Raw genomic sequence first — 24,656 nt, 5'->3', positions numbered from 1 at the left:
CAAGGGTTGCAAATCAGCGCGCGCGTGTTCGCTTGCGCGCCGCCGTCTTCTTGGCTGCGGCCGGTGCCTTCTTCGCGGTGGCGCCTGTCTTGCGCGCCGCGGGACGCGCCGCCGCGTTCATCGCCTCGCCCACCGCATCGGCGATCGGCTGGGCCACGGCGGGCATCTTGAGTTGCGACGCATCCTGCAGGGCGGAGCTCGCGATCTGCTGGAACTGCTGCGTGAGCGCCCCCCACCACTGAAGCGGGTCGACCACGCCGCCGGCGGCATCCGGCGCGGGCCCGTTGGATGCCTTGGCCTTGGCACCGCGCCGGGGCGCCGGCACTTCGGCCGGCTCCTCCGGCTCGGCGACGTCCTCGGGTTCGGCTTCCGGTTCGGGCGCCTGAGCCTGGGGTGCGGGCGCCGTCGGGACCGGCGGCGCGGCCGACCGGGTGAAGGCATTGGCCAGGTCCTCCATGCGCACGTTCATGCCGCGCAGGGTCGACAGCGTCATCTTCTGCACTTCCAGCGCCTGGATGGTGGCCTTGAGCGCGTGGCCGTTCTGCTCCAGCCAGTACTGCACCGTCTTGAGCTCCTGGATGCGTTTGTCGACCTCCTCCACGCTCAGCGTCGGCGCGACCCAGTTCGACAGGCCGGGCATGCCCGGCAAGGCGCTCGTGCCGCCAGAAGCACCCTTCGCAAGGCTCTGGAGGAAGTCGAAGCCCGGAACGAACTGACTGAAGGCGAAGGGCTTGGCGTCGCTCATGGGAGGGTCTCCTGCAAGAGGGTTTCTTGTGTCCGACCAGCTTACTCCATGCGCATGAACTTGGAAGCGCTCAATGCTTGTGGGCGCCGGCCGCGGGCGCGGCGGGCCCGGCGAGCACCGGGACCTTGAGCTCCAGCGTGCTCTTGTGGCCCTTCGCATCCTCGAAGCTCAGTGTCAGGGGCACGGTGCTGTCCTTGGCCAGGGGCTGCTTCAGGTCCATGAGCATCAGGTGGTAGCCGCCGGGCTTGAGCTCGACGGTCTGCCGCGCCGGCAGTTCGAGGCCGCGTTCCAGCCCGCGCATCCGCATGGTGTCGCCTTCCATCTTCATTTCGTGGACTTCGGCCACGCCGGCCACGGGCGTGGAAGCGCCGACCAGGCGCGCGCCCGCAGGTGCGTTGAGTTTCATGAAGGCGCCGGTACCGCTCTGGCCGGGCACCGAGGCGCGGATCCAGGCATCCCGCACGTCGACCGCCGGCGCCTGGGCGAGGGCGCTGCCGGCGAGGGCCAGCAGGAGGAGGGAGGCGGCGGTACGGCGGGGGAATGGGGAAAGAAAGCGAGCGTTCATGGCAAGGTCCTCGGCGAAGTGTGAATCAAAGGTCGAAGCGGAGTTCAGCGCTATAGGTGCGCTGCGGGTAGGGGTGAAAGTTCCAGTACTGCTCGTTGTTGGCGTTGTCGATGCCAAAAGCCGCCGACCAGCGCTTGTCGATCTGGTAGCGCACGCGGAGGTCGACGGTGAAGTAGCGGCTGGCGCCGAAGTAGGCATTGGCGTTCACGTCACTGTTGTCCAGGTTCGAGTATTGGCGGCCGCTGTAGCGCGCCGCCACGGTGAAGGCCCAGCGCGCGTCGGGCTTGTAGCTGGCGTAGACCGTGGAGCGCCAGCGCGGCACGCGCGGCTGCCACTTGCCGATGCTGGCAGGGAAGGCGGCGTTGGCGACGATCGTCGAATCGGCGTAGGTCAGGCTGGCGCCCAGGTCCAGGCCGCGGACCCACACGTCCTGGCCGGTATAAGCCAGCTCCAGGCCGGTGGTGCGTACCTTGTCGACGTTCTGCACGCGCGAGACGGTGGAGTTCGGGATCAGCTGGCTGTAGAGCGCATCCCTGGTGGTCTCGTGGAACAGCGTGGCGCGCGCCAGTCCGCTGCCCAAGTCCTTCTCGGCGGAAAGCTCGCCGGTCCACGACTTCTCGGGCTTCAGGTTCGGGTCGTTGATGAAGGAAAGCGCCCCGCCCGAGGTCGCGCCGTAGAGCTCTCCCACGGTCGGGTAGCGCACCGCACGGCCGACCGACGCCTTCAGCACCATGTCCTTCGCCAGCTGCCAGGCGAGCGCGGCCTTCGGCGACAGGTCCGATTCGCTGCGCGTGGCATAGGCCTGCGAACCAGTGCCGGCCGTGGTGAAGCCGTCCTTCGCCTGCCAATGCTCGTAGCGCAGGCCGAGCACGGCCTTCCATCGCGGCGCGAAGCCCCAGCTGTCCTGTATCCAGGCGCTGCGGGTCTGCGTGCGGCCACCGACATGGCTGACCAGGGACCCGGGCAGGGCCGGGCCGTCCAGCCAGTTCCCCAGCACGTTGTTCTTCGCGATGGAAAGCTTGTAAGCATCGCGGCCGATGCCGAAGTCGACGATGTGCGCGCCGCCGACGCCCCAAGGCCGCCAGGTGCCCTTGGCCGCCAGCGTGTTCCAGCCGGTGCCGTCCTGGTCCTGCAGCGTGCCGGTGCCGCCGATGGCCGCCAGCGGCAGCGCGACGGTAGGCGCGCGCTGTCGGTCCCGGGCGTAGTCGTACAGGCTCGCCGCCACTTCCCAGTCCCATTCGCCTCGGGTGTTGCTCTTGACCGAGAGCCCGTGCATGTTGTGCGTCTGGGCGTCGTTGGTCAGGGGGAAGGCGGTGGGCGCCAGCGTGTAGCCGCGCCCGCCGATGCGGATGGGTCCGCTGAAGACCGGCTGGCCGGCCGCATTGACCAGGTAGCTGTCGGGCCGGCCTTCCGCGCTGTTCTGCCACCAGCCCAGCGTGTAGGTGGCGCGGATGGTGGGCGAGAAGTCGTAGGCCAGCTTCAGCTTCGCGTGATCCTGCACCGTGCGATAGGCGGTGCCGGTGCCCAGGATGTACCAGGGCGTGTTGGTAGTGTTCAGTCCCGGCACGAAACCCGCCACCGGCGCGCCGGCGCGGCCCGGCACGCCCGAGGCTACCGTGGCGGTCGTGAAGGTCAGCGGCTGGCCGCGGCTGTCTGTGTGGTTGACGTCGATCCACCAGGACCAGTCGCCGCTCCTGCTGCCGAGCGAGGCGCTGGTCTGCCAGCCATCGAAGGTCCGGTCCGTGTTGTAGAGGTCGAAGGGCTGAGAGAAGTAGCCGGCCTTCACATGCGCCTCGAGCCGGTTCGGCATGCGCGTCACGTAGTCGACCACGGCGCCGGCCGAGTTGCCGGGGTAGGCGGCGGAGAAGGGCCCGTACATCACGTCGACGCGCTCGATCTCCTCGGGGGTGACCAGGCCCCAGCGCGGCGCGTAGTTGGTGCCGTTGGCGATGCCGTTGCCCAGGTAGTTCGACAGCAGGATGCCGTCCGCATAGACCGCCGAACGCGCGCTGTTGCCGGTGCCGGAGGCGCGGGTCGAGAGGATGGCGTGGTTGTAGTCGCCGATGTAGCGCTTGCGCACCAGCAGGCTGGGCAGGTACTTGAGCGCGTCCTCGCTGTCGGTGGCGTTGATGCGGGTCTCGATCTCCTCGCGCGTCACGCCTTCGATGGTGGTGGGAATCTGCGTGGGCAGAGAGGTCGGCTGGCCGCCGGTGACGGTCACCACGCCGAGCGACTTGATGCGCTCGGGCCCCTGGTCGTCGGCAGGGCTCGGAGGGGCCTGGGCGAAGGCCGGCCCGGCCAGCCACGGGAAAGCTGCGCCCAGCGCGAGCGACAGCACGGTTTTCTTGTTCATGGAGAGCGCTCCTCGGCGCCGCAGAGCGCCGGTGCATTGCAGGGAGATCGGCGCGCTGCGCGCCCGGACGACGCGCAGCGCGCTACGAGATCGACGGCAAGCTCAGAGCGCGGGCGGCCCGCGCGCGGGCAGCGGGGCCGCAGTGGCCGCTGCGATGCGCGCGGCCGGGATGGGCTGGACCGCATGGGCCAGCGGGAGGGGATGTGGCAGCGCCGCCACCAGCGCCGGCGGCGGTGCGCCGGTCAGCAGGCACAGCGGGCAATCGAGGTGGGTGGTGCCCAGGTCCTGCGCACCGTCCTCGCCCTGGACCATCACCTTGATGGTGCCGACGCTGGAACACACCAGCTCCATCGCCTGCGGATGCACGATCGGCGAGGCAATCGCCGCGCCCAGCGACAGCGCGAACCACAGCAGCACGAGGCGGCCGAGGCGGTGGGCGTGACGCAGGCAGGACATGGGATGGGGATTATCGGCGAGACGGGCGGCCGCATCGCGCGGCCGCACGACGAGGCCAGGGTGAATGTATCCAGGGGTGTCAACACGGCGGCAGCGCCGCTATGCTCTTCGGATGCGCAGCATATTTCACCTCGCCTTCAACGTCCGGGATCTCGACGAGGCTCGTCGCTTCTACGGCGGCCGCCTCGGTTGCACCGAAGGCCGCAGCACCGACACCTGGGTCGATTTCGACTTCTTCGGCCACCAGATCTCGCTGCACCTCGGCGAACCCTTCGCCACCGCACGCACCGGCCATGTCGGCGATGTCATGGTGCCGATGCCGCACCTGGGCCTGATCCTGGAGCTGCCCGACTGGCAGGCGCTGGCCGCGCGCCTGGAAGCCGCCGGCACCGAGTTCGTCCTGAAGCCGCAGGTGCGCTTCGAGGGCCAGCCCGGCGAGCAGTGGACCATGTTCTTCTGCGACCCCTTCGGCAACCCGATCGAGGTCAAGGGTTTCCGCTCCCTGGATGCCGTCTACGCCACCTGATTCCGCCATGCCCCAGTCCCTGCGCCCGGCCGGACTTGCAGCCGCGCTGCTCGCCCTGTTGCCGCTGGCGGCGCAGGCGGTGCAGGACTGCGAGCTCAACGGCCAGCACGTGAACCCGGCCAACGGCCAGACCACCGCCGGCAAGACCGGCCTGATGCGCTGCAAGGATCGCGGCAGCGGCGAGCTGGTGCGCGAGCAGCAGCTCCAGAACGGCGTCTTCATGGGCCTGGTGCGCTACTACGAGCGCGGCAAGCTGGTGAAGGAACACAGCCTGAACGCGCGCGGCAACATGGAAGGCCCCGCGCGCGAGTTCTCGCCTGCCACGGGCCGGGTGCTGCGCGAGGCCGTGTACGACGACGGCCACGAGACCGGCCTCTCGCGCAGCTTCCACCCCGGCGGGCAGCTGCGCCGCGCCACCTTCTACGCCGAGCCGGGGGAGCGCGCCTATGCCGAATTCACCGAACGCGGCCAGCTGTCGGCCCTGCGCTGCGGCGACAAGCCCCTGCTCGCCCCCTTGGTCGACGATGCGCGGCTGTGCGGCTTCGTGGGCAGCACCCCCTCGCAGGTCGAGCTCTTCGACGCCAAGGGCATCCTGCGCACGCGGCTCGCCTACCTGGCCGGCAAGCGGCTGCGCAGCGAGGAGCTCTACGACAACGGCAAGCCGGCAATGCAGGACGAGATCAGCGGCAACCAGCGCACCGAGCGGCGCTGGTCCTCCGAGGGCATCAAGCGCCGGGAGATCGTCTATCTGCTGCTGGAACGCGGCGCGATCAAGCGGAGCGAGCAGGAATTCTCCGAAAAGGGCACGCTGGTGCGCGACCAGCGCTGGAGCGCGGCCGGCGAGCCGCTGTCCGACGAGAGCTACTACCTCAACGGCCAGCCCCGCAGCAAGGCGGTCTACGGCGAGGGCAACGAGGCGCGCACGGTCGAGATCACCGAGTTCCACGATAACGGCCAGCGCGCCGCGCAGGGCCGCTTCGCCGTCGTGAGCCGCTTCCGCCAGATCCCGATCGGCCTGCACCAGCGCTTCGGCGATGGCGGAAAGCTGCGCGCCGAATCGAGCTACGACGACAAGGGTCGCGTCACGCGCGAGCGCAGCTGGAACGCCGACGGCAAGCTGGAGCGCGACGACGAGGTCTTCGAGGACGGGTCTCGGAAGGCCTACGCAAGGTAGCCCTTCGAAGCCTCAATCCAGCTTGATACCGGCCGACTTGATGATCGGCCCCCAGCGCTTCGACTCGGCGCGCGAGAGCGCCGCGAACTGCTGCGGCGTGCCGGGCATGGCCTCCATGCCGAAGTCGTTGAAGCGCTTCTGCACGGCCGGCACGCTGAAGGCGCGGTTGAGTTCCGCGTTGAGCTTGCTCACCACGGGCGCGGGCAGGCCGGCCGGGCCCAGGATGCCCTGGAAGGCGAACACCTCGGTGTTGGGCACGCCCACTTCCGCCAGCGTCGGCACATCGGGCAGCAGCTTGGAGCGCGCGCCCGAGCCAATCGCCAGCACGCGCACCTTCTGGCCCTGCATGATCGGCAGGCCCGAGGCGAGGTCGAGGAACATGCAAGGCACCTGGCCGCCCATCACATCCGCCATCGCCGGCGCAGCGCCGCGGTAGGGAATGTGCGTGATAAAGGTGCCGGTGCGGTTCTTGAACATTTCCATCGCCAGATGGTGCGGCGAGCCGTTGCCGGGCGAGGCGTAGTTGACCTTGCCGGGATTGGCCTTGACGTAAGCGAGGAAGGCCTTGAAGTCCTTGGCCGGGAAGTCCGGGTGCACCACCAGCGCCAGCGGGAACTTGCCGATTGCGCCGATGTAGGTGAAGTCCTTCTCCGGGTTGAAGGGCAGCTTGCCGAACAGGTATTCGTTGAAGGCCAGCACCGCGTTGTCGGCCGACATGATGGTGTAGCCGTCGGGCTTGGACTTGGCGACCAGGTCGGCGCCGATGTTGGTCGATGCGCCGGGCCGGTTGTCGATCACGATCTGCTGGCCCAGGGTCTGGCGCATGGCCTCGGCCAGGGTGCGCGCGATGACGTCGGTGCCGCCGCCGGCGGGATAGGGCACCACCCACTTGATGAGCTGCTCGGGGTAGTTCTGCGCGCGCGCCCAGGGTGCGGCGCCGGCGGCCGCGGTCGCGGCGAGGGTGGTGAGCAGGGTTCTGCGGTCCATCGATGAAGTCTCCTGGGGTTCGAATGAATGAATCAAGCCGTATCGGCATCGTCCGGCGCTGCCGCCGACAGCGAAGGCACCGGCAAGTCGCGCAGCGCCTCCGCCAGCGAGGCCCGGCAACGCGCCTCGTCGCCGAGTTGCTCGAAGAGCAGCAGCACAAGTCGCGCGAGGAAGAGCGATTCTCGCTCGGCGCCGGCTTCGCTGATGGCGCGGGCGCATTCGGCGTAGAGCCGGTCGCGTGCCTCGAGGCTCAGGGCAGTCATGCGGCCTCCTTCAGGGCCAGCGCCGAGGCGCGTGCCAGTGCCTGCGCCAGCGCCCCTGGCGTGACGCGGTGCCATCGCGCGGCCACATGGCCATCGGGACGCACCAGGTAGACCGCGCCATCCTGCGCGCCCAGCGCTTCGAACACCGGGGCATGCGCCTCGGACGGCGGCAGCGTGCGCAGCACGGCCTCCAACGGACCGGCCTGCGCGGCGCGGAGCTCGGCCTCGAAAGCGGGATCCAGGCGCTCGATGTTGAGCACGAGAATGGTGAACCGCGGGCCCAGCCAATCGGTGAGATGCAGCCGCGGCCCCAGCGGCTGCTCGGGCAGGGTCTCGCCGGGCCGGGGCCCGGCCGGCAGCGCCTCGCTCTCGCTGGACAGCGCGGAGTCCTCGTAGTGCACCGCCTGCGTCTGCCGCGGGTTGATCAGGTTGGCGATCCCGCGGTGCGCGCCCGCGAGCGACAGCGCCGCCTCGCGCAGCAGATCGAAGCCGCGCGAGGGCGGCGACATGAACTCGGTGCTGCGCATCGCGCTCTCGGCGTTGATGTGGAAGGCGGCGATGCGCTCCTGCGAATAGCTGTCGAGCAGCGCATCGCCGGACACGCCGCGCGCCACCAGTGCGAGCTTCCAGGCCAGGTTGTCGGCGTCGTCGAAGCCCGAGTTGAGGCCGCGCACGCCGAAGATGGGCATCGCATGCGCGGCGTTGCCGGCGAAGAGCACTCGGCCGTGGCGGTAGCTCTGCAGCGTCATCGCGCCGGCCCGGTAGACCGAAGTCCAGACCGTCTTCCACGGGAGATGGCCCTCGCCGATGGCGTCGAGGTGGCGCTGCACGAACTCGGTCACCGCGTCGGGCTTCAGCGCGTCTTCCGTGCTCTGGCCGGCGCGCAGCTGGTAGTCGATGCGCCAGATATCGTCGGGCTGGCGGTGCATCAGCACCGTCGAGCCGGGGTTCCACGGCGGGTCGAACCAGGCCCGGCGCTCGGTCGGGTGCGCGCTGTGCAGCTCGATGTCGATGATCACGTAGCGACCTTCATAGCCCGTCCCCTCGAGGTTGAGGCCGAGCGACCTGCGCACGAAGCTCTGGCCACCGTCGCAGCCGGCCAGCCACGCGGCGTTCAGCGCATAGCTGCCCAGGGCATTGCGCGCCTGGAGCGAGACGCCATCGGCCTCCTGCGCGAGGCCGGTGAGTTCGGTGCCCCAGCGGATGTCGATCAGCCCCGGCTCGGCCGCGTTGCGGCGCACGATCTCGTCCAGCAGGTACTGCTCGATGTAGTACTGCTCGAGGTTGATCATCGGCGGCAGCTTCTGCCGCTCGTCGTGCGGCATCTCGAAGCGGAATACCTCCTCGGTCTTGTAGAAGCTGCGCCCGCCGGTCCAGGGCAGGCCCTTGGCCAGGAAGGATCGGAGCACGCCCAGCCGCTCGACGATCTCCAGGCTGCGGCGCGAGATGCAGGCGGCGCGACTGCCCACGCAGACGGTGTCGTCGGCCTCCAGGATCACACTGCGCACGCCGTGGTTGGCCAGGCCCAGTGCCAGCGCCATGCCGACCGGGCCGCCGCCCGCGATCACCACCGGATGACGGCCGGCCTCGACCCCGTTCTGGAGCGGGGGCAGTACGGGCGCGAAGCGGGTGTAGCGGAAGTCGCCGACCGGCGGCGGCAACGCGCCGGCCGCGGGCGGCAGCGGGCCGGTGGCGGCATCGCCGGGGCGCGCGGCTGGCGAGGACAGGACTGCGGTGTTCATGCGAAGGGATTGTCCCGATGCGTCCCGCCCGCCGGTGTCATAACTTCGTACGAAGTGTTAACCCTGAGACTTCTATGAGGCGCTGGCCCCTGAACAGCGCGGAAGAGCGCCTGCTTGCGGCTCCCGTGGTCAGCGGCGTGCTCGCCGGCATCGGCACGCCGCACCTGGCGGCCAGCTACCTGAGCGCCATGCACCGGGTGCTGCCGGTGACCTTCTGCACCGTCTTCACCGTGAGCGCCGCCGGCCGCATCGAGACCGTGTCGGCCGCGAGCAGCTACGGCAGCACCGCCGAGCGCACGGCCGAGCGCTATGTGGCCCAGCGCTTCGACCGGCTCGATCCGAACATGGTGTGGCTCGCGGCCCGCAAACTGCCCAAGCGGCCCCAGCTCTGGATGGGGCACCAGGTCGCCGAGGAGGTGGCGGACCCGGCCTACCGCGCGGCCTGCTATGGCGACGTCGGCATCCGCGAGCGCGCCTCGGTGCTGTTGCTGCTGCCGACCGGGCAGCGCACGGCGGTGAGTTTCTATCGCAGCCTGGCGCAGCCCGAGTTCGGCGATGCGGACTTCGCGCTGCTGGAGGTCCACGCCACGGTGCTGGCCGATGCGACCCTCGCACACGGCCGCAGCGCGATGGCGGCCCGCGAGGCGGCCGAACCTACGCTGAGCACCCGTCTGCTCGCGCTCAGCCTGCGCGAACGCGAGGTCGTCGGCCATCTGCTGGCCGGCAAGACTGCCAAGGCAACGGCGCGCGAAATCGGCGTCGAGCTGACCACGGTGCGGACCCACCAGTACCGGGCGTTTCGGCGGCTGGGGATCAGGAGTCTGAAGGATCTGCTGCGCGGCGCTTCGGCTTGACGTGTCGTCAACACCGAAAATGTGCGACACATCCCGAGGTTCATGTCGCGGTCAACGACATGAGGGCAAGCTCATGTCGTCGAAATTGAAAAATAACGACACGTTCCGTTGGAGCGATCAGGGCGCCGCCACTTCCTGATCGATCGCCCCGAACACCGACTGCCCGTCCCGCCCCTTCATCTCGATGCGGATCGTGTCCCCGTACTTCATGAACTCGGTGGAGGGCTGCCCGTCCTGGATGGTCTCGATGCAGCGCTTCTCGGCGATGCAGCTGTAGCCCTTGGGCCACTCCATCCGGCCGTTCTTCTCGACGCCCTTGTTGCTGACCGTGCCGCTGCCGACGATGCTGCCGGCGCGCACGTTGCGCGTCCTGGCGATGTGCGCAATCAGCTGGCCGAAGTGGAAGGTCATCTCCTCGCCGGCATCGCACATACCGACCTTGCGGCCGTTCCAGCTGCTTTGCAGCGTGAGGTGCACGCGGCCACCTTGCCAGGCCTCGCCAAGTTCATCGGGCGTGACGGCCACGGGGCTGAAAGCGGTGGCGGGCTTGCTCTGGAAAAAGCCGAAGCCCTTGGCCAGCTCGGCCGGAATCAGGTTGCGCAGGCTCACGTCGTTGGCCAGCATCAGCAGGCGGATGCCGTCGAGCGCCTGTTCGGGGGTGGCGCCCATCTTCACGTCGCCGGTGACGACCGCGACCTCGGCCTCGAAGTCGATGCCGAAGGCCTCGCTGGGCACCACGATGCGGTCGCACGGGCCGATGAAGTCGTCACTGCCGCCCTGGTACATCAGCGGGTCGCTGTAGAAGCTCTCCGGCACCTCGGCGTTGCGCGCCTTGCGCACCAGCTCCACGTGGTTGAGGTAGGCCGAGCCGTCGGCCCACTGGTAGGCGCGCGGCAGCGGCGCCATGCATTGCGCGGGGTCGAAGGGGAAGGCGTGGCGGGCGCGGCCGGCGTTGAGGGCATCCGACAGATCCTGCAGCTGCGGGCTGATGAAGCCCCAGTCGTCGAGCGCCTGCTGCAGACGGTTGGCGATGCCGGTGGCGTAGTGGGCGCTGGCCAGGTCGCGCGAAACGACGACGAGCTGGCCGTCGCGCGAGCCGTCTTTGAGAGTGGCGAGTTTCATGGATGAAGCGGGGTGCGGATGCCGACGTGGCATCGCTGCTACTAAACTGATTGGACGGGCCGGCAGTGTACCGAGCTGCACCTTGGCAACGGCCTCCGATCCACTCCCGATGCACCTGCGCCCCGCCGCTCCAGCCCTCCCCGGCGTCCCGCGCCCACCGTGGCGCGCCTTGGCGCTGCTGGCCGCTGCCGTGCTGCTCACGCACCTGGCCTTGCTGGGCCTGGCGCCGCTGGCAGGAGGGCCGCATCCCTCGCCGTTGGCGGGCAAGTTCGTGACGCGAACCATCGTGATCGCCCCGCCGCCGGTGGCGGCGCCGGAGCCGCTGGCAGCGCCAGCGCCGCCGGCCGCCTCCAAGCCCCCCGCGCCCAAACCCGTGCGGCCACGCCCCCCGGCCCGGCCCGAGGCGCCCGCGGCCCCGAGCCCGCCGCCTTCCGACAGCCCGGCTCCCGAACAGGCGGCCCCGGCCGAGGTCACGGCTCCGGCGGAGCCGGCCGCCGCGGAGGCACCTTCCGAACCGGCCGCGGGCGCCGCTGCCGGCGCGGCATCCGACGGTTCCACCGCCGGCGCTGGCGCCGCCGCGGGCCAGGCCGAAGCCCCGCCGCCCACGCACGTCCCGGGTTCGGTCCAGCTCGCCTTCGCGGTAACGGGCCAGATGGGCAGCGCGCCGATGCAAGGCGTGTTCGGCACGCTGGTCTGGCAGCAGGACGGCCAGCAATACGATGCCCAGCTGTCGCTTCGCTTTCTCTTCAAGACCATCCGCAGCCAGCACAGCAACGGCGCGATCGGTGCCGGAGGCATCGAGCCCGCGCGTTTCTCGGACACGCGCCGCAGCGAGGTGGCCGCGCATTTCATGCGCGAGCAGGGCCAGGTGGTGTTCAGCAACAACGCGCCGAGCGTGCCGCTCCTGCCCGGCGCGCAGGACCGGCTCAGCGTGATGCTGCAGCTCGGTGCCCTGATGGCCGGGGACCCGGCGCGCTATCCGCCCGGCGGCGCCTTCGCGATCCAGACCGTCGGGCCGCGCGACGCCGACCTCTGGATTTTCAAGGTCGAGGACGACGAGCACCTGACGCTCCCGGCTGGCCAATACAACGCCCGCAAGCTCACGCGCAACCCGCGCAAGCCTTACGACGACAAGGTGGAGCTCTGGCTCGCGCCCGAACTCGGCTACCTGCCGGTGCGGATCCGGCAGACCCTGGCCAATGGAGATTTCGCGGATTTCCAGTTGCGCGACGCCCAGGGCGCGCGGCCCTGAAGCCGAACAAAGCACAAAAAATAACGGCCCGTGCCTACAAAACAACAGCGCTTATTGAAACTGGCGCGTTGATTGCTATCTAACGACCATGAAGGCTATCGACATCCTCACTGGACCCGCCATGCAAATGCTTTACGACTCCGACTCCTTCGTCGTCGTGCACGTACAGCCGACCGAAGGCGACACGCCGGTGGCGCCGAACATTCCCGTGCTCGCACGCCATGGCTTCGAGATCGTGGACAAGCGCTCCGGCAAGGAGGTTTACCTCGACGGCTCGTGGGCGGAGCTGTTCCAGCAGCAGATCGCCGCGTGGCAGGTCAACACCCCGACCCAGGAAGAGGTCGAAGACACGCTCGAGGGCTACGCCGAGCTCGCCCACACGCCCGTGCTGGTGCACTAAGCGCCAGGAGTCCGGCTTCCTTTCGTTCCGTACAAGCGGCCATACATCGGCCCGACGATCAGCAGCACGGCTACCAGCCGGCACACCTGGAATGCCGTCACGACCGGCACCCCCAACTGAAGCACCTTGGCGGTGATCGCCATCTCGGCGATGCCGCCCGGCGAGGTGCCGAGGATCAAGGTAGCCGGATGCAGCCCCGTGCCCCATGCCAGCAGCCACGCGAAGCCGGCGCACAGAACGATCATCCCCAGGGTTCCCAGCGCCACCGTCGCCAGCCAGCGCGGCGCCGTGTGCAGGAACTCGCGGCTGAAGCGCACGCCCAGGCTGACAGCGATCACCAGTTGGGCCGTGTTCGACAGCCAGGCTGGCACGGCCGAGAGCGACTGGCCCGCGACGGCGAATCCCATGGAGACCACCAGCGGCCCGATGAACCAGGGATTGGTGCGCCCCGCGAGCTGCATCGCCAGCCCGCCCACCCCGGTCGCCAGCGCCAGCAGGCCAAGCCCGCCCCAGCGCACCTCGCGCGGCCCCGCCGCATGGAGCTCGAGCCCGTGCAGCCCGCTCCATTGCATGGCGAAGGGAATCGCCACTGTGACCAGCACCAGCCGCAGGCTGTGGGCCGCGGCCACCAGATCGGTGCGCGCACCCGCCCGCTCGGCCAGCAGCGTCATCTCCGAGGCGCCGCCGATCGCGCCTGAGAAGTAAGTCGTGGCTCTCATGGAATGCACCGGCACATGCGGCATGCGCGTGGCATGCATGACCTGCAACCAGTTGCCGAACAGCCAGCCCAGGCCGAGCGCCCAGGCGATCGCCAGGACGATGGCCCACCAGAGGCCGGCCACCAGCCCCACCATCTGCGGCGTGAAATAGAGCCCCAGGGCCAGCCCGATCGCCCACTGCCCCGCATTGCGCAGCAGCGTATAGCTGGCCGTCGGCGCCCCGGCGATGGAGGCGAGCGACACTGCCAGCAGCGGCCCGATCATCCACGGCAGCGGGGTGTGCAGCGCGAGGCAGGCGCCTGCGGCCACGAGCGCAAGCAACAGGGTGGCGAGGATGCGCAGCGTCAATCGAGGCGGGGGCACGGACAGGAGGAAGGGACGATGGATGGCGACGCGGCGCGGCCGCCCTCGCGTAGTATGGCCCGATGCCGCATCGCCCCCTGCTCCCGCCCGGCTGGCTGCCGTCCCTGCTGGCCGCGGCGCTGCTCGCCGGCTGCTCTGCACCGGGACCGGCGGGTGCGCCGGTCGCCCGCCGCGCCATGGCCCTGCTGCCGGCCGACGCGCTGCTGCTGGGCGAGCAGCACGACGCGCCCGAGCACCACGTGATCGAGCGCGAGACGGTGGAGGCGCTGGCCGCGCGCGGGCGCCTGGCTGCACTGGCGATCGAGATGGCCGAGGAAGGCAGCGGCACGGCCCACCTCGGCCCCGCCGCGACCGAAGCCCAGGTGCAGACCGCCCTCGGTTGGAACGAAAAGGCCTGGCCCTGGAGCGCCTACGGCCCCGCCGTGATGGCCGCGGTACGCGCCGGCGTGCCGGTGCTCGGCGCCAACCTGCCGCGCGAGCGCATGAAGGACGCCATGGCCGACGTGTCGCTGGACGTGCAGTTGGGGGCCGAGGCGCACAAGGCCCAGCAGGAGGCCGTGCGCAGCGGCCACTGCAACCTGCTGCCCGAGTCGCAGATCGCGCCCATGACGCGCATCCAGATCGCACGCGACCGCGCGATGGCGCAGACCATCGTCAAGGCGCGCGTGCCGGGCAAGACGGTGCTGTTGCTGAGCGGTGCCGGCCACACGGCCAGGGCGCTCGGCGTGCCGCAGCACCTGCCGAGCGATCTCGCGGTGAAGACGGTGCAGCTGCAGGCCGGCGGCACGTCCAACCCGCCGCGCGAGCCGGGCGCCTTCGATGCCGTGTGGCAAACGCCCGCGCTGCCGGAGAAGGACTATTGCGCGACTCTCCGGGCGCAGGCCGGGCCCGGGAGCTGAAAGGCGCGGAAGACGCGAAAGACGGGCCGATTCAGGTTCAGGCGTTCTTCCGGATCGAGTCCGCCAGCGTGTTGACCAGCGTGTCGATGTGCGACTTCTCCACCACGAAGGGCGGCGCGATCACGATCACGTCGCCGGCCGGGCGCACCAGCGAGCCCTTGTGGAAGCAGTCCAGGAAGATGTCGTAGGCGCGCTTGCCCGGCGCGCCGGCGATCGGCGCGAACTCCACCGCCGCGGCCAAGCCGAGGCTGCGGATGCCGATCACGTTGGGCAGGCCCTTGAACGTGCCATGGAAGGCATCGCCCAGCACCTTGGCCATCTCGCCGGCGCGGGCGAAGAGCTTTTCCTGCTGCAGCAGCTCGAGCGTCGCGATCGCCGCGGCGCAGGCCACCGGATGGCCCGAGTAGGTGTAGCCGTGGAAGAACTCCACGACGTACTCGGGCGCCGAGGTGTTCATCATCGCGTCGTAGAGCTTGTCGCGGCAGATCACGCCGCCCAGCGGGATCACGCCGTTGGTCACGCACTTGGCGAAGTTCAGCATGTCGGGCACAACGCCGTAGAAGTCCGACGCGAAGTTGGTGCCCATGCGGCCGAAGCCGGTGATGACCTCGTCGAAGATCAGCAGGATGCCGTGCTTGTCGCAGATCTCGCGCAGCTTCTGCAGGTAGCCCTTGGGCGGCAGGTACCAGCCCGCAGAGCCTGCTATCGGCTCCACGATGATCGCGGCCACATTGCTCGGATCGTGCAGCGGCAGGATGCGCTGCTCCAGGTCGGCCAGCGCGTCCTCGGCCCACACCGGCTCCTGGTTGTGGATGTAGGCATGGTTCACCGGATCGTGGATGAAGCGCATGTGGTCCACCCGCGGCAGGAAGGCCGAGCCGAACACCTTGCGGTTGCCCGGGATGCCGCCCACCGACATGCCGCCGAAGCCCACGCCGTGGTAGCCCTTCTCGCGCCCGATGAAGACGTTGCGGTGCCCTTCTCCGCGCGCGCGGTGGTAGGCCAGCGCCACCTTCAGCGAGGTGTCCGCCGCCTCGCTGCCGGAGTTGCAGAACAACACCTTGTTGAGGTCGCCCGGCGCCATCGCGGCGATCATCTCGGCCGCCTTGAAGGCCTTGTCGTTGCTGACCTGGAAGGCCGTTGCGTAGTCGAGCGTGTCCAGCTGCTTCTTGATCGCCTCGTTGATGGGCTTGCGGTTGTGGCCCGCGCCCACGCACCAGAGCGAGGAGATCCCGTCGATCACCTTGCGCCCGTCGTGGGTGGTGAACTCCATGCCGTCGGCGGCCACGAAGACGCGCGGATCCTTGCGGAAATGGCGGTTGGGGGTGAAGGGCAACCACTGGTTGTCCATGCTGAAGTCGTTGTAGGCCATCTTGTTCGCTCCTGCAGGGTGGACGCTGGGGGGAAGGGCATTTTGGCACCGGCCGCGTTCTTCGGCAGCCCTGCGACAATCCTGCCCCTTATGACCCCCGCGTACATCCTCACCCTTTCCTGCCCCGACCGCACCGGCATCGTCCATGCCGTATCCGGCTTCCTGCTCGAGCGCGGCGGCAACATCGAAGAAGCGGCGCAGTACAACGACCACGGCACGGGCCTGTTCTTCATGCGCGTGCGCTTTGCCTGCGCCGACCACGGCGAAGCGGCGCTGCGCGAGCAGATCGGGGGCCTGGCTGCGAGCTTCGGCATGCGCTGGAAGCTGCACGTGGCGGCCGAGCCGATGAAGACGGTGATCCTGGTCAGCAAGGAAGGCCACTGCCTCAACGACCTGCTGTTCCGCTGGAAGAGCGGTCTGCTCTCGATCGACGTGCGCGCCATCGTCTCGAACCACCGCGACTTCTACCAGCTGGCCGCCAGCTACAACGTGCCTTTCCACCACATCCCGGTCACGGCGGCCACCAAGGCCCAGGCCGAGGCGAAGCAGCTGGAGATCATCGAGGCCGAGGGCGCCGAGCTGGTGGTGCTGGCGCGCTACATGCAGATCCTCAGCAACGACCTGTGCACCCAGCTCGCCGGCCGCGCGATCAACATCCACCACTCCTTCCTCCCCAGTTTCAAGGGCGCCAAGCCCTACTACCAGGCGCACGACCGCGGCGTGAAGCTGATCGGCGCCACCGCCCACTACGTGACGGCCGACCTCGACGAGGGCCCGATCATCGAGCAGGACGTGGAGCGGTCCGACCACACCGACACGGTCGAGGACCTCACCGCCCGCGGCCGCGACACCGAGACCCAGGTGCTGGCCCGCGCCGTGAAGTGGCACAGCGAACACCGGGTGCTGCTCAACGGGCACCGCACGGTGGTCTTCAAATAGCACGCCCCGCGGCCCTTGCCGTAGAGTCGGGTCCATGAACGCGCCCACGACCACCACCCAGCGCGAGCTGCTGCAGGCTTCCGAACGCCAGGCCGAGGTGGTCCGCGCGCTCCAGGCCCGCCTGCCCGCCCATGCGCTGATCTGGCAACCCGAGGACACCACGCCCTACGAATGCGACGGCCTCACCGCCTATCGCCAGCGCCCGCTGGCGGTTGCCCTGCCCGAGACCGAGGCGCAGGTGCAGGCCGTGCTCCAGAGCTGTCACGCGCTCGGCGTGCCGGTGGTGGCGCGCGGCGCAGGCACCGGGCTCTCCGGCGGCGCGATGCCGCATGCGATGGGCGTCACGCTCTCGCTCGCCAAGTTCAACAACATCCTGAAGGTCGATCCGGTCAGCCGCACCGCGGTGGTCCAGTGCGGCGTGCGCAACCTCGCGATCAGCGAGGCGGCCGCGCCCTTCAACCTCTACTACGCCCCCGACCCCTCGAGCCAGATCGCCTGCACCATCGGCGGCAACGTGGCCGAGAACTCGGGCGGCGTGCACTGCCTCAAGTACGGCCTGACCCTGCACAACGTGCTGCGCGTGCGCGGCTTCACCGCCGAGGGCGAAGCAGTGGAGTTCGGCAGCGAGGCGCTGGACTGCGCAGGGCTCGACCTGCTGGCCTTGGTGGTGGGTAGCGAAGGCATGCTGGCCGTCACCACCGAAGTCACGGTCAAGCTGGTGCCCAAGCCGCAGTTGGCGCGCTGCATCATGGCCAGCTTCGACGATGTGCGCAAAGCCGGCGATGCGGTGGCGGCGGTGATCGCGGCCGGCATCATCCCGGCCGGCCTCGAGATGATGGACAAGCCGATGACGGCCGCGGTCGAGGACTTCGTGCGCGCCGGCTACGACCTCGAGGCGGCGGCCATCCTCCTGTGCGAATCGGACGGCACGCCGGAGGAGGTCGAGGAAGAGATCGGCCGCATGAGCGACGTGCTGCGGGCCTCGGGCGCGACCGCGATCTCGGTGAGCACCAGCGAGGAAGAGCGCCTGAAATTCTGGAGCGGGCGCAAGAACGCCTTCCCGGCCTCGGGCCGCATCAGCCCCGACTACATGTGCCTCGACTCCACCATCCCGCGCAAGCGCCTGGCCGACATCCTGCTGGCGATCCAGCAGATGGAAATCAAATACAACCTGCGCTGCTGCAACGTGTTCCACGCGGGCGACGGCAACCTGCATCCGCTGGTGCTCTTCGATGCCAACGACCCCGACGAGCTGCACCGCTGCGAGCTCTTCGGCGCCGACATCCTGGAGACCAGCGTCGCCATGGGCGGGACGGTCTCGGGCGAGCACGGCGTGGGCGTGGAGAAGCTCAACAGCATGTGCGTGCAGTTCACGGCCGAGGAGAACGAGCAGATGTTCGGCGTCAAGCGTGCCTTCGACCCGGCGGGCCTGCTCAACCCGGGCAAGACCATCCCGACGCTGCAGCGCTGCGCCGAGTACGGCAAGCAGGTGTTCCGCGCAGGGCAGCCGATGCCGCACGGCGACCTGCCGCGCTTCTGAGATGAAAGGACTGCGCGGCCTGGCCTGGCTTCTGGTCCTGCAATCGATCGGCGAGCTGCTGTCGCGAGGGCTTTCTCTTCCCCTGCCCGGACCGGTGCTGGGCCTGGTGCTGCTGCTCGCCGCGCTCAACTTCGAACCCGTGCGCGAGCCGGTGGCCGAATGCGCGAACTTCCTGCTCTCGCACCTGTCGCTGCTCTTCATCCCGGTCGGCGTGGGCGTGATGACGCACCTCGCGCTGCTTGCGCAATATGGCGGCCGCATGCTGTTCGTGATCGCACTATCGACCTGGATCGGGCTGGCCGTGACGGCCACGGTGCTCTATTGGCCCGATCGCAAGCGCAGCCGCGAGGAGGAGCGCTGACCCATGCCCCGCTTCGTCGAACTGTGGATCTATCTCTCGGCCACGCCGCTCTTCGGCCTCACGGCCACGCTGGTGACCTACCTTCTCGCGAATGCGGCCTACGCGCGGCTGGGCAGCGCACCCTGGGCAAATCCCGTGCTGTGGTCGGTGATCGCGCTGGCCGGCGGCCTGCTGGCGACCGGCGTGGACTACCCCAGCTATTTCGCGGGCGCCCAGTTCATCCATTTCCTGCTCGGCCCCGCGGTCGTCGCGCTGGCCTGGCCGCTGTGGCAACGGCGCGCCGAGCTCAGGACGCGCTTCGGCCGGCTGCTGCTGGCGGCGCTGCTGGGCGGCGTAGCGGCGAGCGCCTCGGCCGTGGCGCTGGCCTGGGCCGTGGGACTGCCGCACGACGTGGTGCTTTCGCTGGCGCCCAAGTCGGTCACCGCGCCGGTGGCGATGGGCATCTCCGAGAAGATCGGCGGGATCCCGGCGTTGTCCGCGGTGTTCGCGGTGCTGACCGGCATGATTGGCGCGCTCTCGGGCAAATACCTCTTCGATGCCCTGCGCATCGGCACCAGCCCCCACGGCTTCGCAGCGCGCGGCTTTGCGCTCGGCACCACCGCCCACGGCATCGGCGCCGCGCGCGCCCTGCACGTGGATGCGAATGCAGGGGCCTACGCGGGACTCGCGCTGGGGATGCAAGTGGTGCTGGCGGCGCTGCTGATGCCGCTGGTGTTCAGCATGCTTCGCTGAATGCCTCGACAGAAGAAAAAACGCCCGCTGCGCGGGCGTTTCCTTCTGGCTCATATCAGCTGCGGTTCGGGTTGTTGGGACGGTTGTCGCGGCGGTTCGGCACGCCATCGTTGTCGCGGTCGCGGTCGTACCGGTTGGGCACGCCGTCGTTGTCGCGGTCACGGTCGTAGCGGTTCGGCACGCCGTCGCGATCACGGTCCCAGCGGCCGCGGTTGTATTCCCAGCGCCCATCCCGCTCACGCCATTCCGGCGCACGGTAGGCATAGCCCGGCCGGGCGCGGACCCAGGCGCCGCGCACCCAGACGTGGCGCCCACGTTGCCACTCGTAGTGGCCCGGTGCCCACACGTAGCCACGGCGCGGCGGCGGCACGCGCTCGGAGCGCGGCGGGGGCGGCGGGGTCTGGATGACGATCGCGGGCTGGGCCTGTGCGGTCGTCGGGACCATCACGGCGGTGCCCAGCGACAGGAGCGAGGCGGCGCCCACGGCAAGAGAAATCGCGAGTTTTTTCATGGGGAGGCCCTCATGAGTTGTTGGAGCCTTCATCCTCGCGGGACGGTGTGAAGCGCGTGTAAGCCCGCTGCGCAGCTTCTTGTAAACGTGTGTCGCTTTTTGTTGCAACCCCAAAGCGCGCTATTCGCTCAGCTCGCGCAGGTCGATCGCATCGCCCATCGCCGCATAGCCGGCGGGACCGGGGTGCAGGTGGTCGCCGCTGTCGTACAGCGGGTTCATGGTGGCCGGATCGGCGGGGTCGCGCAGTGCCTGGTCGAAATCCACCACCGCATCGACGTCCTGGCGGCCACGGATCCAGCGGTTCAGGGCCTGCCGGCGCAGCTCCTTCTCCTCGCTCCAGTAGCCGGCACCCTTGAAGGGCGTGATCGTGCCGAGCAGCACCTTCACACCGCGGCCGCGCGCCTCCCCGATCAGCTGCCGCAGCCCGGCCGCCAGCTGCTCGGCGCTCGGCGGCCTGAAGGCCCGCGACAGCCCCTGCATCGCGGCCGGCAGGCTGACACCGAGGTCGTTGATGCCGATGAGGATCAGCACATGCGTCACGCCGCTCTGACCCAGCGCATCGCGCCGGAAGCGATCGACGCCGCGCGGACCCGTGCCGTCCAAGAGGAGCCGGTTGCCGCCGATGCCGGCATTGATCACCGCGAAGCCTCCTTGTCCACCGGGCTGCTGCTCGCGCAGGCGCTGGGCCAGCCGATCCGGATAGCTCGCCGGCGCGGCCTCGCCGTTGCCCGTGCCCTGGGTGATCGAGTCGCCGAAGGCCACCACCACGCGCGGTGTGGCCTGCATGGCGACGTCCAGGCCGGTGACGATGTGGTTGATTGGCGAGGGAGCAGCACCGCGCCAGCTCGCGCGCATCGCCGCGGCGCCGGGCACCATCACCGTCGCGCCGAGCGGATGCATGGTTGCGAAGGGCGTGCCCGCTTCGACCAGGTAGCTCACGGCGACGGTCTGGCCGGACTCGACGGCAAGCGGCGTCCCGTCGCTCCAGGCCTCGCGCCCTGGCGCGATCGTGACGCCGCTACGCCCGCCGAAACGCAGGCGCTGCAGCGTGGCCGGCGCCACCACGTCGGCGCCGGCGGCAAGCCCCACGCTGGCCTCCAGGATGCGCAGGGGTTGGCGTCCGAACAGGTTCGAGAAGCGCACACGCACGCGCCCGCCCGCGAGGGCCGACACCATCAGTTGGCGCAGGCTCTGCCCTTCGAAGCGCTGCGGCCTGGCGGGCAGCGCCGGCAGGCCGGGGAACAGCGGCGCCGGCACGTAGTCGAACGGCGCCGCAGCCCAGCTCGCGGCCCAGCGCGGCGCTTGCGCTGGTTTCGACTGCGCGCGCAGGGGAAGCGGAATGATGGCCAAAAGCCCCAGGCCCGCGCAGCGCGCGAGCCCGGCCTGGGCGAATCGTCGTCGTGTCAACAGGTCCGTGCGCAAGCGCGGCAGTTTACGCATGAGCTCGCGCCCCGGCGTGTCGGACGCAGGCCCGTGAGGGCTACCAGGTATCCACGAACGGCGTGGCCGGCCGCGGCGCCACCGAGGCCGAGGCCAGTCCGCGCACCAGCCAGGCGCGCGTGTCGGCCGGGTCGATCACCGCATCGATCTCCAGCGTCTGCGCCATGTGGATCGCCTCGCCGTTCGCATACTGCTGCGCCACCAGCTTCTTGAACAAGGCATCGCGCTCGGGGCCCTCGGCCGCGGCCTCGAGCTCCTTGCGAAAGCCCAGGCGCACCGCGCCTTCCAGCCCCATCGCACCGAACTCGCCGGTGGGCCAGGCCACGGTGAAGACCGGCGCGTCGAAGCCACCAGCCGTCATCGCCTGCGCGCCCAGCCCGTAGCCCTTGCGCAGCACCACCGCGAAATACGGCACGCGCAGGTGCGAGGCCACCATGAACATGCGACACACATGGCGCACCTGGGCCTGTGCCTCGATCTCCGGGCCCACCATGAAGCCAGGTGTGTCGCACAGCGCGACCAGCGGCAGGCCGTGCGCGTTGCACAGCTGCATGAAGCGCGCGGCCTTGTCGGCGGCCTCGACGTCGATCGCGCCGCCGAGGTGGTGCGGATTGTTCGCGAGCAGGCCCACCGGCTTGCCTTCGATGCGCGCCAATGCGGTGACGATCCCGGCGCCGAAGCCGGCGCGCAGCTCCAGCAGCGAGCCGGTGTCGGCCACGCCGCGCATCGCGGCGCGCACGTCGTACACGCGCAGCCGGTTCTCGGGCACCACATGGCGCAGCGCGCGCGGGTCGGCGCACTGCCATTCGCGCATCGAACCCTGGAAGTACGAGAGGTACTGCTTCGCCGCCGCCACCGCCGCCGCCTCGTCCTCCACGAGGATATCGATCACGCCGTTGCGCGACTGCACGGCGCTGGGCCCGATCTGCTCGGGCGCGAAGGTGCCGAGCCCGCCGCCCTCGATCATGGCCGGCCCGCTCATGCCGATGTTGCTGGCCTCGGTGGCGATGATCACGTCGGTGCAGCCCAGCAGCGCCGCATTGCCGGCAAAGCAGCGCCCGTGCACGATGCCCACCACCGGCACCTGGCCGGAGAGCGCCGCGAACCGGCTGAAGGTGTGGTTGTTGAGACCGGCGACGATCGGCATGTCGGTGTCGCCCGGTCGCCCGCCGCCGCCTTCGGCGAACAGCACCACCGGCAGCTTCAGCTGGTGCGCGATGCCCAGCATGCGATCGGTTTTCTGGTGGTTGCGCAGGCCCTGCGTGCCGGCAAGCACCGTGTAGTCGTAGGCCATGACCACGCAGCGCGACTTCTCGGGGCCGAACTGCTTCGCGTTGACGCTGCCGATGCCGGTCACCATGCCGTCTGCCGGCGTGTTGGCGATCAGGTCCTCCAGCGGGCGGCGGCGCGTCTGCGCCGCGATCGCGAGTGCACCGTATTCATTGAAGTTGGCCGGCTCCTCGGCCAGGTCGCAGAGGTCCGCGATATTGGCGCGCGCGGTGCGGCCGCCCTTAGCCTCGCGCTTCGCGACCGCTGCGCCGCGGTTGGCGTCGAGCGTGAAGGCGTGGCGATCGATCACCTTCTGCAGGTCGGGCCGGATCGCATCGAGGTCCTGCTCGGGATGCAATTCGGCCTCGGCGGCCTGCGCATCCACCGGCTCGAGCCGCAGCAGCGACTGGCCCTCCACCAGGTAGTCGCCGGGCGCGGCGAGCAGCGCGACCACGCGGCCTGCTGCAGGCGCATGCAGCAGATGCTCCATCTTCATCGCCTCGAGCACGCCGAGCTGCGCACCGGCCGGCAGGATGTCGCCCACCTCGACCTCGAACTGCACCAGTCGCGCCGGCATCGGGGCCTTGACCACCAGGCCGCTCCCGTCCTCCTGCGGCGGCATCGCCTTCGGCTCGACCGCCGGCGGGTGGGCCGCCTCGGCCGTCGCCGCATCGATGCGCGAGGCCGCCGCGAGCAGGTCGGACAGGTGCTCCTCGACGAAGCGGGTGTGCAGCTTCTGCGTCGCAAACTCCGGTCGCTCGCCGATCGCACGCAGCAGCGCAAGGTTGGTCGAGACGCCCTCGATGCGGCATTCCTCCAGTGCGCGCAACGAGCGCCGCAGCACGTCGTCGAAGCGCGGCGAGGCGGTGTGGACGATCAGCTTGGCGAGGAGCGTGTCGTAGTGCGGCGAGGGCGCGAGCCCCGTGTAGCCGTGGGTGTCGATGCGCACGCCGAGGCCGGCAGGCAGGTCGAAGCGCGACAGCACGCCGCCGGCCGGGCGCGCCTGGCCCTGCGCGTCGAGTGTCTCGGCGTTGAGGCGCCACTGCACCGCGAAGCCGCGCTGCGGCGCGCTGCGATCGGCTTCGATGCCCAGTTCATCGAGCCGCTGCCCTGCCGCGACGCCGATCTGCAACTGCACCAGGTCGAGCCCGGTGACCGCTTCCGTCACCGTGTGCTCGACCTGCAGGCGCGGATTGGCCTCGATGAAGACGAAGGGCAGGCTCGTCGATTCTTCATCCACCAGGAATTCGAAGGTGCCCAGGCCGCGGTAGCCCACGGCCTTCGCCATCCGCAGCGCGGCCTGCGTCAGGCGCTCGCGCAATTCCGTCGGCAGCGAGGGGCTGGGCGCGATCTCGACCAGCTTCTGGAAGCGCCGCTGCAGCGTGCATTCGCGCTCGCCCAGGCTCGCGACCGCACGTCCATCGCCCAGCACCTGGATCTCGATATGTCGCGCGTGGCGCATCAGCCGCTCGACGTACACGCCCTCGACGCCGAAGGCGGCCTTCGCCTCGGACACGCAGCGCGCATGCGCTTGCGGCAGGTCGGACGCACTCAGCACGGCGCGCATCCCGCGCCCTCCGCCCCCGCCGATGGCCTTGACCATGACGCCCGCCTTGTCGGCCTGCTGCGCGGCGAAGAAGGCCTGCGCCTCGGCCAGCGTCACGGCACCGGCGCTGCCCGGCATGACCGGCACATCGCATTGCTGCGCCAGCGCGCGGGCACGCGCCTTGTCGCCGAAGAGCGCGAGCTGATCCGGCGCAGGGCCGATGAAGCACAAGCCCGCGTCCGCACAGGCCTGCGCGAAATCGGCCCTCTCACTGAGAAAGCCGTAGCCGGGATGCACGGCATCACAGCCCTCGGCACGCGCGATCTCGATCAGCGCGGCGCCGTCCAGGTACGCGGCAGGCCCGGTGAGGCCGAGCGGGACCGCCGTGTCGGCCAGTTGAACGTGCAGGGCCGCGGCATCGTCCTTCGCATGGACGGCGACGCTCGCCATGCCCAGGTCGCGCAGCGCGCGCACCAGCCGCACCGCGACCTCGCCGCGGTTGGCCACAAGGATCTTCTTGAACAAC

At 69.8% G+C, this 24,656-nt stretch carries 23 protein-coding genes; 10 read left to right on the top strand and 13 right to left on the bottom strand.

Annotated elements, in window-relative coordinates; genetic code table 11:
• Positions 1 to 13 precede the first annotated feature (13 nt).
• The 4 genes from E5P3_RS03365 to E5P3_RS03350 all read right to left on the bottom strand — a co-directional run bounded on the left by E5P3_RS03365 (position 14) and on the right by E5P3_RS03350 (position 4,119).
• Positions 14 to 745 carry a PhaM family polyhydroxyalkanoate granule multifunctional regulatory protein gene (locus E5P3_RS03365; protein ID WP_162584676.1) on the bottom strand — a complete coding sequence of 244 codons (732 nt, stop codon included), beginning with the start codon at positions 743 to 745 and terminating at the stop codon, positions 14 to 16.
• A gap of 70 nt (positions 746 to 815) precedes the next feature.
• Positions 816 to 1,310 (bottom strand): copper chaperone PCu(A)C, encoded by a 495-nt coding sequence (locus tag E5P3_RS03360; protein ID WP_162584675.1) that lies wholly within the window; start codon positions 1,308 to 1,310, stop codon positions 816 to 818.
• Positions 1,311 to 1,335: 25 nt separating this feature from the next.
• The gene (locus E5P3_RS03355; RefSeq protein WP_162584674.1) at positions 1,336 to 3,663 is read right to left on the bottom strand and encodes a TonB-dependent receptor; all 2,328 of its coding nucleotides are present in this window, start codon (positions 3,661 to 3,663) and stop codon (positions 1,336 to 1,338) included.
• A 102-nt stretch (positions 3,664 to 3,765) separates the two neighbouring features.
• On the bottom strand, positions 3,766 to 4,119 hold the full coding sequence (locus E5P3_RS03350; protein WP_162584673.1) for a DUF2946 family protein: 354 nt from the start codon (positions 4,117 to 4,119) through the stop codon (positions 3,766 to 3,768).
• Positions 4,120 to 4,231: 112 nt separating this feature from the next.
• Between E5P3_RS03350 and E5P3_RS03345 the strand changes: the two genes are divergently transcribed.
• Positions 4,232 to 4,645: a VOC family protein gene (locus tag E5P3_RS03345; protein ID WP_162584672.1), complete on the top strand. Its 414-nt coding sequence runs from the start codon at positions 4,232 to 4,234 to the stop codon at positions 4,643 to 4,645.
• Positions 4,646 to 4,652: 7 nt separating this feature from the next.
• Entirely contained in the window at positions 4,653 to 5,819 is a 1,167-nt protein-coding gene (locus tag E5P3_RS03340; protein ID WP_162584671.1) for a toxin-antitoxin system YwqK family antitoxin, read from the top strand.
• A 12-nt stretch (positions 5,820 to 5,831) separates the two neighbouring features.
• On the opposite strand, the gene E5P3_RS03335 is transcribed toward E5P3_RS03340, so the two are convergent.
• The 3 genes from E5P3_RS03335 to E5P3_RS03325 are packed head-to-tail and all read right to left on the bottom strand — an operon-like array spanning position 5,832 to position 8,811.
• Positions 5,832 to 6,806, bottom strand: a complete 975-nt coding sequence (locus E5P3_RS03335; protein WP_162584670.1) for a Bug family tripartite tricarboxylate transporter substrate binding protein — start codon at positions 6,804 to 6,806, stop codon at positions 5,832 to 5,834.
• Between the two features lie 32 nt (positions 6,807 to 6,838).
• Positions 6,839 to 7,069, bottom strand: coding sequence for a DUF2783 domain-containing protein (locus tag E5P3_RS03330; protein WP_162584669.1), 231 nt, complete (start codon positions 7,067 to 7,069; stop codon positions 6,839 to 6,841).
• Positions 7,066 to 8,811 carry an FAD-dependent monooxygenase gene (locus E5P3_RS03325; RefSeq protein WP_162584668.1) on the bottom strand — a complete coding sequence of 582 codons (1,746 nt, stop codon included), beginning with the start codon at positions 8,809 to 8,811 and terminating at the stop codon, positions 7,066 to 7,068. The genes E5P3_RS03330 and E5P3_RS03325 overlap by 4 nt, the downstream gene beginning before the upstream one ends.
• Before the next feature lie 74 nt (positions 8,812 to 8,885).
• Between E5P3_RS03325 and E5P3_RS03320 the strand changes: the two genes are divergently transcribed.
• Complete coding sequence (locus E5P3_RS03320) at positions 8,886 to 9,665, top strand: helix-turn-helix domain-containing protein (protein ID WP_162584667.1); 780 nt, start codon at positions 8,886 to 8,888, stop codon at positions 9,663 to 9,665.
• Positions 9,666 to 9,782: 117 nt separating this feature from the next.
• Here E5P3_RS03320 and E5P3_RS03315 read toward each other — a convergent pair whose 3' ends face one another.
• Positions 9,783 to 10,787 carry a fumarylacetoacetate hydrolase family protein gene (locus E5P3_RS03315; protein ID WP_162584666.1) on the bottom strand — a complete coding sequence of 335 codons (1,005 nt, stop codon included), beginning with the start codon at positions 10,785 to 10,787 and terminating at the stop codon, positions 9,783 to 9,785.
• 82 nt (positions 10,788 to 10,869) lie between these two features.
• On the opposite strand from E5P3_RS03315, the gene E5P3_RS03310 reads away from it, so the two are divergent.
• Complete coding sequence (locus E5P3_RS03310) at positions 10,870 to 12,039, top strand: DUF3108 domain-containing protein (protein ID WP_232072968.1); 1,170 nt, start codon at positions 10,870 to 10,872, stop codon at positions 12,037 to 12,039.
• Positions 12,040 to 12,160: 121 nt separating this feature from the next.
• The gene (locus E5P3_RS03305) at positions 12,161 to 12,439 is read left to right on the top strand and encodes a BTH_I0359 family protein (protein ID WP_068674884.1); all 279 of its coding nucleotides are present in this window, start codon (positions 12,161 to 12,163) and stop codon (positions 12,437 to 12,439) included.
• Here E5P3_RS03305 and E5P3_RS03300 read toward each other — a convergent pair.
• Positions 12,436 to 13,506 (bottom strand): AbrB family transcriptional regulator, encoded by a 1,071-nt coding sequence (locus E5P3_RS03300; protein ID WP_232072967.1) that lies wholly within the window; start codon positions 13,504 to 13,506, stop codon positions 12,436 to 12,438. The genes E5P3_RS03305 and E5P3_RS03300 overlap by 4 nt on opposite strands.
• A 77-nt stretch (positions 13,507 to 13,583) precedes the next feature.
• On the opposite strand from E5P3_RS03300, the gene E5P3_RS03295 reads away from it, so the two are divergent.
• On the top strand, positions 13,584 to 14,420 hold the full coding sequence (locus E5P3_RS03295) for a ChaN family lipoprotein (RefSeq protein ID WP_162584664.1): 837 nt from the start codon (positions 13,584 to 13,586) through the stop codon (positions 14,418 to 14,420).
• Positions 14,421 to 14,457: 37 nt separating this feature from the next.
• On the opposite strand, the gene E5P3_RS03290 is transcribed toward E5P3_RS03295, so the two are convergent.
• A complete protein-coding gene (locus E5P3_RS03290; protein ID WP_162584663.1) occupies positions 14,458 to 15,792 on the bottom strand; it encodes an aminotransferase class III-fold pyridoxal phosphate-dependent enzyme in 1,335 nt (444 codons plus the stop codon).
• 90 nt (positions 15,793 to 15,882) lie between these two features.
• Here E5P3_RS03290 and purU point away from each other — a divergent pair, with 90 nt between their 5' ends.
• The 4 genes from purU to E5P3_RS03270 are packed head-to-tail and all read left to right on the top strand — an operon-like array spanning position 15,883 to position 19,364.
• Entirely contained in the window at positions 15,883 to 16,731 is an 849-nt protein-coding gene (gene purU, locus E5P3_RS03285) for a formyltetrahydrofolate deformylase (protein WP_068674653.1), read from the top strand.
• A gap of 34 nt (positions 16,732 to 16,765) precedes the next feature.
• Positions 16,766 to 18,271: an FAD-linked oxidase C-terminal domain-containing protein gene (locus E5P3_RS03280; protein WP_162584662.1), complete on the top strand. Its 1,506-nt coding sequence runs from the start codon at positions 16,766 to 16,768 to the stop codon at positions 18,269 to 18,271.
• Position 18,272: 1 nt separating this feature from the next.
• Positions 18,273 to 18,632 carry a CidA/LrgA family protein gene (locus E5P3_RS03275; RefSeq protein WP_162584661.1) on the top strand — a complete coding sequence of 120 codons (360 nt, stop codon included), beginning with the start codon at positions 18,273 to 18,275 and terminating at the stop codon, positions 18,630 to 18,632.
• A 3-nt stretch (positions 18,633 to 18,635) separates the two neighbouring features.
• Positions 18,636 to 19,364: an LrgB family protein gene (locus tag E5P3_RS03270; protein ID WP_162584660.1), complete on the top strand. Its 729-nt coding sequence runs from the start codon at positions 18,636 to 18,638 to the stop codon at positions 19,362 to 19,364.
• A 55-nt stretch (positions 19,365 to 19,419) separates the two neighbouring features.
• On the opposite strand, the gene E5P3_RS03265 is transcribed toward E5P3_RS03270, so the two are convergent.
• From E5P3_RS03265 to E5P3_RS03255, 3 genes are all read right to left on the bottom strand, one after another.
• Positions 19,420 to 19,875: a thrombospondin type 3 repeat-containing protein gene (locus tag E5P3_RS03265; protein ID WP_162584659.1), complete on the bottom strand. Its 456-nt coding sequence runs from the start codon at positions 19,873 to 19,875 to the stop codon at positions 19,420 to 19,422.
• 120 nt (positions 19,876 to 19,995) lie between these two features.
• Positions 19,996 to 21,315 (bottom strand): SGNH/GDSL hydrolase family protein, encoded by a 1,320-nt coding sequence (locus E5P3_RS03260; protein WP_162584658.1) that lies wholly within the window; start codon positions 21,313 to 21,315, stop codon positions 19,996 to 19,998.
• Between the two features lie 40 nt (positions 21,316 to 21,355).
• Positions 21,356 to 24,655 carry a carboxyl transferase domain-containing protein gene (locus E5P3_RS03255; protein ID WP_162584657.1) on the bottom strand — a complete coding sequence of 1,100 codons (3,300 nt, stop codon included), beginning with the start codon at positions 24,653 to 24,655 and terminating at the stop codon, positions 21,356 to 21,358.
• Position 24,656: the final 1 nt, after the last annotated feature.

Origin of the sequence: Variovorax sp. RA8 (genome assembly GCF_901827175.1) — a bacterium.
Classification (GTDB): domain Bacteria; phylum Pseudomonadota; class Gammaproteobacteria; order Burkholderiales; family Burkholderiaceae_C; genus Variovorax.
This window is presented reverse-complemented; position numbering and strand designations above follow the sequence as displayed.

What these genes read in the sequence shown, in the direction of transcription:
- E5P3_RS03365 (WP_162584676.1), bottom strand. Translation starts at nt 745, where the DNA reads ATGAGCGACGCCAAGCCCTTCGCCTTCAGTCAGTTCGTTCCGGGCTTC.
- E5P3_RS03360 (WP_162584675.1), bottom strand. Translation starts at nt 1,310, where the DNA reads ATGAACGCTCGCTTTCTTTCCCCATTCCCCCGCCGTACCGCCGCCTCC.
- E5P3_RS03355 (WP_162584674.1), bottom strand. Translation starts at nt 3,663, where the DNA reads ATGAACAAGAAAACCGTGCTGTCGCTCGCGCTGGGCGCAGCTTTCCCG.
- E5P3_RS03350 (WP_162584673.1), bottom strand. Translation starts at nt 4,119, where the DNA reads ATGTCCTGCCTGCGTCACGCCCACCGCCTCGGCCGCCTCGTGCTGCTG.
- E5P3_RS03345 (WP_162584672.1), top strand. Translation starts at nt 4,232, where the DNA reads ATGCGCAGCATATTTCACCTCGCCTTCAACGTCCGGGATCTCGACGAG.
- E5P3_RS03340 (WP_162584671.1), top strand. Translation starts at nt 4,653, where the DNA reads ATGCCCCAGTCCCTGCGCCCGGCCGGACTTGCAGCCGCGCTGCTCGCC.
- E5P3_RS03335 (WP_162584670.1), bottom strand. Translation starts at nt 6,806, where the DNA reads ATGGACCGCAGAACCCTGCTCACCACCCTCGCCGCGACCGCGGCCGCC.
- E5P3_RS03330 (WP_162584669.1), bottom strand. Translation starts at nt 7,069, where the DNA reads ATGACTGCCCTGAGCCTCGAGGCACGCGACCGGCTCTACGCCGAATGC.
- E5P3_RS03325 (WP_162584668.1), bottom strand. Translation starts at nt 8,811, where the DNA reads ATGAACACCGCAGTCCTGTCCTCGCCAGCCGCGCGCCCCGGCGATGCC.
- E5P3_RS03320 (WP_162584667.1), top strand. Translation starts at nt 8,886, where the DNA reads ATGAGGCGCTGGCCCCTGAACAGCGCGGAAGAGCGCCTGCTTGCGGCT.
- E5P3_RS03315 (WP_162584666.1), bottom strand. Translation starts at nt 10,787, where the DNA reads ATGAAACTCGCCACTCTCAAAGACGGCTCGCGCGACGGCCAGCTCGTC.
- E5P3_RS03305 (WP_068674884.1), top strand. Translation starts at nt 12,161, where the DNA reads ATGCAAATGCTTTACGACTCCGACTCCTTCGTCGTCGTGCACGTACAG.
- E5P3_RS03295 (WP_162584664.1), top strand. Translation starts at nt 13,584, where the DNA reads ATGCCGCATCGCCCCCTGCTCCCGCCCGGCTGGCTGCCGTCCCTGCTG.
- E5P3_RS03290 (WP_162584663.1), bottom strand. Translation starts at nt 15,792, where the DNA reads ATGGCCTACAACGACTTCAGCATGGACAACCAGTGGTTGCCCTTCACC.
- purU (WP_068674653.1), top strand. Translation starts at nt 15,883, where the DNA reads ATGACCCCCGCGTACATCCTCACCCTTTCCTGCCCCGACCGCACCGGC.
- E5P3_RS03280 (WP_162584662.1), top strand. Translation starts at nt 16,766, where the DNA reads ATGAACGCGCCCACGACCACCACCCAGCGCGAGCTGCTGCAGGCTTCC.
- E5P3_RS03275 (WP_162584661.1), top strand. Translation starts at nt 18,273, where the DNA reads ATGAAAGGACTGCGCGGCCTGGCCTGGCTTCTGGTCCTGCAATCGATC.
- E5P3_RS03270 (WP_162584660.1), top strand. Translation starts at nt 18,636, where the DNA reads ATGCCCCGCTTCGTCGAACTGTGGATCTATCTCTCGGCCACGCCGCTC.
- E5P3_RS03265 (WP_162584659.1), bottom strand. Translation starts at nt 19,875, where the DNA reads ATGAAAAAACTCGCGATTTCTCTTGCCGTGGGCGCCGCCTCGCTCCTG.
- E5P3_RS03260 (WP_162584658.1), bottom strand. Translation starts at nt 21,315, where the DNA reads ATGCGTAAACTGCCGCGCTTGCGCACGGACCTGTTGACACGACGACGA.